Source organism: Mesorhizobium sp. M5C.F.Ca.IN.020.32.2.1 (genome assembly GCF_004023105.1).
GTDB classification, from domain to species: Bacteria; Pseudomonadota; Alphaproteobacteria; order Rhizobiales; family Rhizobiaceae; genus Mesorhizobium; species Mesorhizobium wenxiniae.
This window is the reverse complement of record NZ_RZSX01000180.1, coordinates 1-8,800: the sequence shown is the minus strand read 5'-3', so window position 1 is coordinate 8,800 and position 8,800 is coordinate 1. Positions and strand designations below refer to the sequence as shown.

The window sequence follows — 8,800 nt, the reverse complement described above, 5'->3', positions numbered from 1 at the left end:
GTTGGACGACGTCGGTGTCTTCTCCCTCAATCGCCAGGGCTTGCTGGACAAGATCGATTTTTCGAAAGTTCCGAATGCAGCCGACGTCCATCCGGATTTCGTTTTGGACGGCGGGTTTGGCGTCGGCTTTTGGACCTACATCACGACCATCCTTCATAACAAGAAGGCGGCCGCGCCGGCGTCCTGGGAGGACCTCTGGTCTCCGGACTATCAGGGCAAGGTGCTTGTGCCGTCGATCAACGACACCCAGGCTCTGCTGCTGACGGTCATGGCTGCGCGGCTCGGCGGCGGCGGGCTCGACAATCTCGCTCCCGCGTGGCCCAAGCTCGAGGCGCTGAAGCCTCAGGTCTTCTCGTTCATCGAGAACCGTGCCCTTGATGCTCAGGCGCTGCAGGCCGGCCAGGCAATCGCGGCAGTTGATATCCCGTCTTATTTCAAACCCTACATGGTCAACAGCGCGGAAATCGGCGCGACCACCTCCCTGAAGGAAGGCTATTTCGCCATCACCGGCGCCGCGGTGATCGTGAAGGGGTCGAAAGGCAATCGCGATCTCGCCCACGCCTTCATCAACCAGGCGCTTTCACCCGACGCGCAGGCAGGTTTCGCGACGGATATCTGGTACGGCCCCACCAATAAGAAGACGGTCGTTTCGGAGTCCGCCGCGCCGTATGTGGTCCATACTCCCGAGCAGCTCGCCAAAGCGATCCAGGTGCCGCGTCTCGAACTCGTCAACAAACGACCAGAAATCGTGGAGAACTGGAACAGGATCTTCAACAGCTGATCGTCAGCGACTTTTGCCGGGACTCATACGTTGAAAATGCGATCTAGAACAGACTGGCGCGCGATTGCCCTTTTTGCTCCGGGGATAGCCGTACTTGTTCCCTTGGTCGGCGCCTGCCTCATGCTGGCTCGATACAGTTTCAACGAATGGGATCCCGTCCGCACGATGGTACCGGCCTGGACCCTTGAGCACTACGTCTTCATCTTCACGGACCCGTCGCAGCTCAAGAGTCTGCTGAGGACCCTGCGCATCAGCCTGACCGTCACGGTGGTCTGCCTGGTCATAGGCTATCCTGTAGCGGTCGCGATCTCCCGAGCGGGCCGCTACCGCGGCCTGCTCATGTTTCTGTTGGTCGCGCCGATGCTGACCGACGTCCTCATCAGAGCCTATGGCTGGATGGTGATCTTAGGTCCGAATGGGCCTGTCAATGGCCTGATGACTGCGGCCGGAGTCTGGGCCGCGCCCAAGCGGCTGATCTATACGGAACTCGCCGTTGTCCTCGAGCTCATTCATGAAAACATTCCCTTCATGATCTTACCGTTAGCGGCGGTTCTGGAGCGCATCAATCCGGCTTTGAACGATGCAGCGATGAACCTCGGCGCGTCACCCGCGCGGGCATTCTTTCATGTGACCTTGCCGTTGAGCCGCCCCGGAATCGTCGCTGGTACGCTCTTGGTGTTTGCTCTTTCGACGAGCGCGTTCGTGGCGCCTTTGGTGCTCGGCGGCGGAAACGTAAGCGTGATGACCACCCTCATGCAGCAGACCATGCTTACGACACTCAATTGGCCACAAGGCTCGGCGCAATCCGTGGTTCTTGTGGGTCTCGTCCTGATTCTGCTCACGATCTACGGATGGGTCCTATCGAAGGGTAGGCGTTCGGCATGAAACTGCGTATCACGTCAAACAGCCTGCTCTTCGCTTATGTCGCGGCGTTCTTCATCTATCTAGAGGGGCCGCTGGTGGTGATTGTCTTCGCCTCCTTCAACAGCGGCCAGATTGTCCGGATTCCGCCCGACGGTTTGTCGTTGAAGTGGTATGCCGCTCTGCTGGATTTTCTCCGCGACGCGCCAGGAATGAAGCCAGGCTTGGTGGACACGGTGTTTACCAGCCTCTGGCTTGGGTTGGCCAGCACGGTTGGCGCTGTGATCGCGGGAACGCTCGGCGCTTATGCTCTGCAAAGATCCAAACTGCCGGGCACTCAGATCCTGCGCCAACTCTTCATGCTTCCGCTGCTTTTCCCGCAGATCGTGACTGGGATCGGACTGGTCCTGTGGTTCAGCGCGATTGGCGGCGTTCCGACATGGCTGCGATTGCTGCTCGGGCATCTGATCATCACGCTGCCGTGCGTCGTCATCACGGTCACCGCGAGCCTAGAGACGCTTGATCGAAACCTGGAAGACGCCGCCATGAATCTGGGAGCGAACCGCGTCGCCACGTTTTTCTACATCACCTTGCCGAGCATACGCGGTGGCGTGATGGCCGGGGCGGTCTTCGCGTGGCTCACCTCGTTCTCCAATTTCACGGTGACGTTTTTCCTCTTCTCCGGTGAGATGAACCCGCTTCCTCTGTGGCTGTACCAATATATCCAGTACTACATCGACCCCGGCGCCGCCGCGCTCGCGACCTGTATTCTTGCTATTACACTGTGTGTCTTGCTGATCATAAATCGGCTGCAGGCGCTTGGCCGAGTTGTGGCGGTGTCCAAATGAGCGTGATTGAAATGTCTGCATCAAATCAGGAAAGTGCGCGGGTCGATAAAAGGCCGGTTCTCGAACTGCGAGGCATATCCAAGTCGTTTGGAGCGCTGACTGTCGTCAAAGATGTTTCACTCGATGTACAGGCGGGCGAGTTCGTTTCGCTGCTTGGCCCATCCGGTTGCGGGAAGACGACGACGCTGCGGATGATCGCAGGGTTCATCGCCCCCGATGAAGGTCAGATCATTCTGGGCGGCAAGGACATCACGGAAATGCCGTCCTACCGGCGCGACGTGGGTCTGCTGTTTCAGAGCTACGCGCTTTTCCCGCACATGACTGTCCGCGGCAATGTGGGCTTCGGCCCGAAGATGCGAGGCGAGAAAAGCGGCGCCATCGCGGAAAAGGTCCGCTGGGCTTTGAGCCTGGTTAAGCTGGAAGGCTATGAGGACCGTCGACCGAACGAGCTTTCCGGCGGGCAGCAACAGCGTGTTGCTATCGCGCGAGTCCTTGCGAGCGGCGCGTCGATGCTTTTGCTCGATGAGGCATTTTCCAACCTCGACGCGAAGCTTCGTGGCCGGATGCAGGAGGAGGTTCGCGAGCTTCAGCTTCGGCTTGGCATCGCCACCGTTCTCGTGACGCACGATCAGGAAGAGGCGCTCGCCATGTCGGATCGCATCGTCATCATGAATGGCGGAAAGGTTGAGCAGATTGGCACGCCCAAGCAGGTGTACAGCAGCCCCGGATCCCTTTTCGTCGCCGACTTCATGGGTCGTTGCAACCGCATCGAAGGAACGTTGCTTAACGAGGGAGCGAAGGGGTGGTTTCTTGATTGTGGACCGGCCGGGAAGATAAGACTGGATGCCCCGCCACATCCTGACGCTCGTGCGGGAGAGCACTGCCAGGTCTTCATGCGGCCGGAGCATCTGACCCTCTCCCAGGGAACCCGAGATCACCGAGAAGGCCTCAAGGGCCAGGTCGAGCGTCTGGTGTACCTTGGATCTCGCTCTATCGCCTACGTGACCCTGGACGGCGATATTCCCTTCCAGGTCCACCTTCCCAACAAACCCGGCCCGGCAGAGGAGTTTCCGGTCAACGGGCCTGTTGCCATTCTTCCGCAGCCCGGCGCTGTGACGCTTTTGCCGGATTAGATCATCCCTTGTTCATCAGCAGTCCAGGGCAGTATCTCAGATGAACGCGATGACACAGCTTCAGGCAGCGAGCTTCGATTACATCGTCGTTGGCGCCGGTAGCGCCGGCTCGGTTATCGCCAATCGTCTGAGCGCGGACGGCAAGTCTAGCATTCTCGTTCTGGAGGCCGGCGGACCGGACCGAAACCCGTTCCTTCATATTCCCGCGGGGTACGTCAAGACGCTCACCGACCCGCAGCTGATCTGGCCGTTCAAATCCGAACCAGGTCCGGGTAGCGGCGGGCGAGCGATTCCGCTTCCCCAGGGCCGGGTGTACGGAGGCTCGAGCTCACTTAACGGTCTGGTCTACAATCGCGGGCAGGCGGAAGATTTCGATGACTGGGCCCGGATGGGTAATCCGGGATGGGGCTATGAGGACGTTCTTCCCTATTTCCGGCGCTCGGAGCGACGTATTGGCCCCGGCGAGGCCCGCTACCGTGGTCGGGAAGGCAACCTCACTGTCAGCGATCCCGGCTGGAAGAATGAGCTTTGTGAGGCCTTCATCGAGAGCGTGCAATCGACGGGTGTCGCACGCAATCCTGATTACAACGGCGCAGAGCAGGAAGGGGTCGGCTATTTCCAGCGCATGATCGGAGGTCGCTTCCGCGTTTCGGCTGCGACAGCTTTCCTCCACCCGGCGCTGAAGCGCTCAAACGTCAGCATCCGACCCTTCTCACAGGTCTACGATCTTCTCATCGAGAATGGCCGGGTCTCAGCCGTTTGGTATTTCAAGGACGGCAATCCATCCGACCGTGTGCTTGTGCGTTGCCGCCGTGAGGTCATTCTCTGCGCAGGCACCATCAACACGACGCGCATCATGCAATTGTCCGGCATTGGTGATGGAGCCATGCTGTCGAAAGCCGGGATAGAACTGCGGCACCATCTGCCCGGCGTCGGTCGGAATTTTCGCGACCACTACTTCATCCACATCAATCAGCGCATGAAAGAGGGTGTCATCTCCCTGAATCAGCAAGCGAGGGGGTGGCGCCTCGGCCTCGAGATAATGAAGTGGCTGGCGGGAGCGTCGAGCATCCTCTCGCTTAGCCCGTCCGTCGTCTATGCGTTCTGCAGGTCACATACCTCTGTCCACAGGCCGGATATCCAGTACATTTTCACGCCTGGCAGCTACAAGCCGGACCACGTCTATGTGCTGGACGATTTTCCGGCGGTGACATGCGGGTTCAGCCAGCACAGACCGGAAAGCGTCGGTCATATATCGATCATCTCGCCTGATCCAACTGCGTCACCGGTGATCCAGCCGAACTATCTCTCGGCCTCGACGGATCAAACGGTCGTCGTCAGGGCGCTTCGGCTGGCGCGCCGGTTCATGGCTGCGGAACCGCTTGCCCGCTTTGCAGAGCGTGAGGAAGAGCCTGGACTACCGGTCCAAAGCGACCAGGCCTTGCTGGAGTTCGCGCAGCGCACCGGCAACACCGGGTACCATTTCATGGGCGCCTGCAGCATGGGGCCGCGAAGCAATCCGCTGGCGGTCGTCGACCCCAAGCTCAAGGTACACGGCCTCGCCGGTCTGCGCATCGCAGATGCATCGGTGATGCCGGCAATGCCGTCCGCCAACACATACTCATCGACACTCATGATCGCTGAAAAGGGCGCGGATCTCATTAGAGGCATCTCGCGCGCCTGATGCAAATTAGCAGCGCGCCTTGGAAGGTGCGGTGCTTCAGAAGGGAGTTCTCATGTATCAGGACACGCTGTTGTACATCGATGGCAGCTGGCGCGGCGGATCGGCCGGCGAGACCATCACGGTGCTCAATCCGGCGACGGAAGAAGTGATCGGGACTGTAGCAAAGGCCAGCGAGGCCGATCTTGGGGATGCTGTCTCGGCAGCCCAGCGCGGTTTCTCCGTCTGGCGTAAGGTCCCCGCACGGGAGCGCGCGAAGACCATGCTCCGCGCCTCCGCCATTCTTCGCGAGCGTGAAGACAGGATCGCGCGACTGATCTCGATCGAGCAGGGAAAGCCGCTTTACGAAGCCCTGAACGAAGTCCAGGCGACCGTCGAAACCAATGACTGGTTTGCCGAGGAGGCGACGCGCAGCTACGGACGTGTCATCCCCGCGCGCGGCGAAGGCGTTCACCAGTTCACCGTTCGCGAGCCGGTCGGGCCCGTCGCAGCCTTCACGCCCTGGAATTTTCCCATCCTGCAGATCGTCTGCAAGATCTCGGCGGCGCTGGCGGCTGGCTGCTCTGTCATCATCAAAGCGCCCGAGGAAACCCCGGCATCGCCGGCGGAACTCGTGTCGGCATTCGTCGAAGCAGGGCTTCCTCGAGGGGTGATCAACCTTGTCTTTGGCGAGCCGGCGGAGATCTCGCAGTACCTCATTTCACACCGGGTCATCCGGAAGGTTTCGTTCACGGGTTCCACGGCCGTCGGAAAGCAGCTTGCGTCGCTGGCCGGGCTTTATATGAAGCGGGCGACCATGGAACTTGGCGGGCACGCGCCGGCGATCGTCTTTTCGGACGCGGATATCGATGCGGCAGTGGATGGGCTGAGCACGGCGAAGTTCAAGAATGCAGGACAGGTGTGTATCTCGCCGACCCGATTCCTTATCCAGGAATCGGTATTCGAAAGCTTCGTCGAAAGATTCGCCGAGAAGGCAGCTTCCATCCAGGTCGGTGACGGGCTGGCGGACGGTACTAAGATGGGTCCGCTGGCGAACAGGCGCCGTTTGGACGCGATCGACGCCTATGTGTCTGACGCGATCAAAGCCGGAGGTGAAATCAGAACCGGCGGCAAGCAGATCGGTAACCAGGGCTACTTTTACGAGCCTACTGTGATTGCAAATCCCTCTATCGATGCGCTCGCCATGAATGAGGAGCCTTTCGGCCCAGTCGCCTTTGTAAGACCATTCCGGACATTCGATGATGCGGTCGAGGAGGCAAATCGCCTTCCTTACGGCCTGGCGGCCTATGCCTACACCCAGTCCGGCAAGACGGCCGCTGCTTTGGGATCGGCGATAGAGAGCGGCATGGTGACGATCAACCATCTGGGCTTGAGTCTTCCGGAGACACCGTTTGGAGGGGTCAAGGATTCCGGCATCGGTTCGGAAGGCGGCACTGAAGGCATCGATGCCTACCTTTCCACCAAGTTCGTCTCGCAGGTCTAAAACAGAAAACAGCAGCCGAGGTGGCATCGGATGTTTCGACGTTTCTCCGAGTTTTCATGTCAGGAGTGGTACCGCTCGGAACGCGTGGACGAGAACATATTCAAGATCCGCGAGACGTTCATAGACGAAGGCCACGGCTGCAACATGTGGCTGGTGCGCGGACGCCACCGGAATCTGCTCTTCGACACCGGGTTCGGCTATGTGTCGCTGCGCAGCTTCCTGGGCGAGGACGTCAGCCGCAATGTCGTAGCGGTATCGAGCCACAGCCACTGCGATCATATCGGCTGCAACCACGAATTCGAATGTCGCTGCATTCACTCCGCCGAGGCATCTGTTTTGGCGAATCCCACGGGAGCGAACACGATCTACGACCCTTATGCGGTGCCGGAGATGATCGCCGTCCCAATCGACCCTCTGGAGGTCAAAAGCCACAAGATCACGCCCGCCGCGCCGACGAGGCTACTGGAGGGCGGGGACGTCATCGACCTGGGCGACCGCGCCTTCGAGGTCATCCACGTACCCGGCCATTCGCCCGGATCGATCATGCTCTATGACCGCCGCGATCAGATCCTTTTCAGCGGCGACGCGGTTCACAATGGATCCCGCGGTATCGGGCGGACCAGCTGGTACGGCGCGGATCAGGATCAGTATCTCGCATCTTGCGAGCGCATACGGGAGCTACCCGTTCGCACCTGTCATGGGGGGCATTTCGCCAGTTTCGACGGCGCCAGATACCGGCAGATTGTCGAGGAGTTCATCGCCTGGCGATGGGCTGTGACTGTCGAGGCGGAACCGTCGAAGACATCTCAATGAGGAGGTTCAAATGGCGCACCTGTGCATAAATCCTGAAGGGATAGATGCTCCCAATAACTACACCCATGTGATCATCGCGCGCGGGAGCCGGATGGTCTTCATCGCTGGGCAATACCCGGAAGACGTGAACGGCAATCTCGTCGGGCGGGGCGATATGAGGGCGCAGGCGGCTCAGGCGTTTGCGAATCTGAGCTTGGCTATCAAAGCAGCGGGCGCAAGGCCGGAGGACGTGACCCGGCTCGGCATTTATGTGGCAAACTACAAGCGCGAGTTTCTGCCGATGATTGACCCGGGGCGCCGGGCAGTATTCGGAGACCACTATCCGACCGATGTGCTGATAGGTGTCGAAACACTCGCCTTCCCCGACTACCTGATCGAGGTTGAAGCCACTGCGGTTATCCCCGACGAGCGCCAGACATAGCATTCGTCATTGCGGGTCAGGCAAACTCGCACTTCCACTCCGGTGGGGTTGCGCCATACAACGACGGCTTCCGTCTTCGAGCGACAGATATCCGACGCGCGTGAGTCGGGCCGCAAACGCATAACGCTGTGATCGCCGACGTTCCAGAGACGGTAACATCCCTGTGGGCGGTGCTTAAGGGTGACAGTCTGGACACCGCTATAAACGTCCCCGCTTATTCCGGCGCGGGCCCGGTGCTCTTCCGAATGAGTAGCCGGGTCTGCAGTTTTTTGGTGATGCCCTTCTGCTTGGTCTTCTTCAACTCGATCAACGCCGGGGGTTCATGGCGATGCCTTCCGTGACGTGCGGCGACCAGGATTTTTGATGTCGTCTGAGGCATTGCCGACGGAGCGATGCTCCCCCTTTTTCGAATTTGACGAAGCTGATCGCTTTACCGGTCGTCCAAGAGGCAATGAGAGTGTTGGGTCAGAGTTCTGAAGGAGATAGGAATTGCGGGCGAAGGCGGAAATGCGGATACAATCGGAAAGTGCCGAAAATAAACTACGAATCTGGGGGTCAGGAGTTCGAATCTCGTCCGGCGCGCCAATTGGAATGGGTCCATTCTGGACACATAGGTTACGGTTTATACCGGAGACATGGGTAACACTTTTGGCCGAAAGGGTTTTGGAGTGGTTCGAGCCTGCATGTCTCATCGTCGAAATATCCCAGATCATAGTCCACGAAGCTGACCAGCCAGATATGGTCCTCGACCTGTTTGATGCCGACGGTCTGGCCGGCGA

General features: G+C 59.4%; 8 protein-coding genes and 1 pseudogene. 8 read left to right on the top strand and 1 reads right to left on the bottom strand.

Annotation, left to right across the window (positions count from 1 at the left end):
- From EOA86_RS11725 to EOA86_RS11690, 8 genes are all read left to right on the top strand, one after another.
- Positions 1-781: extracellular solute-binding protein (locus EOA86_RS11725; protein WP_164891692.1), on the top strand; the 781-nt coding region annotated here is incomplete at its 5' end.
- A 120-nt stretch (positions 782-901) separates the two neighbouring features.
- Positions 902-1,666 carry an ABC transporter permease gene (locus EOA86_RS11720; RefSeq protein ID WP_164891691.1) on the top strand — a complete coding sequence of 255 codons (765 nt, stop codon included), beginning with the start codon at positions 902-904 and terminating at the stop codon, positions 1,664-1,666.
- Positions 1,663-2,490 (top strand): ABC transporter permease, encoded by an 828-nt coding sequence (locus EOA86_RS11715; protein WP_128341779.1) that lies wholly within the window; start codon positions 1,663-1,665, stop codon positions 2,488-2,490. The genes EOA86_RS11720 and EOA86_RS11715 overlap by 4 nt, the downstream gene beginning before the upstream one ends.
- On the top strand, positions 2,487-3,623 hold the full coding sequence (locus tag EOA86_RS11710) for an ABC transporter ATP-binding protein (RefSeq protein WP_128341777.1): 1,137 nt from the start codon (positions 2,487-2,489) through the stop codon (positions 3,621-3,623). Before EOA86_RS11715 ends, EOA86_RS11710 begins: the two co-directional genes overlap by 4 nt.
- 40 nt (positions 3,624-3,663) lie before the next feature.
- Positions 3,664-5,307, top strand: coding sequence for a GMC family oxidoreductase N-terminal domain-containing protein (locus EOA86_RS11705; protein WP_128341776.1), 1,644 nt, complete (start codon positions 3,664-3,666; stop codon positions 5,305-5,307).
- Positions 5,308-5,359: 52 nt separating this feature from the next.
- Positions 5,360-6,787 (top strand): NAD-dependent succinate-semialdehyde dehydrogenase, encoded by a 1,428-nt coding sequence (locus EOA86_RS11700; RefSeq protein WP_128341774.1) that lies wholly within the window; start codon positions 5,360-5,362, stop codon positions 6,785-6,787.
- A 144-nt stretch (positions 6,788-6,931) separates the two neighbouring features.
- Complete coding sequence (locus EOA86_RS11695) at positions 6,932-7,600, top strand: MBL fold metallo-hydrolase (protein ID WP_245497232.1); 669 nt, start codon at positions 6,932-6,934, stop codon at positions 7,598-7,600.
- A gap of 10 nt (positions 7,601-7,610) precedes the next feature.
- Positions 7,611-8,021: a RidA family protein gene (locus tag EOA86_RS11690; protein WP_128341771.1), complete on the top strand. Its 411-nt coding sequence runs from the start codon at positions 7,611-7,613 to the stop codon at positions 8,019-8,021.
- Between the two features lie 615 nt (positions 8,022-8,636).
- Here the strand turns inward: EOA86_RS11690 and EOA86_RS41480 are convergent.
- A pseudogene (locus EOA86_RS41480) lies at positions 8,637-8,800 on the bottom strand (integrase); the annotation flags it as partial.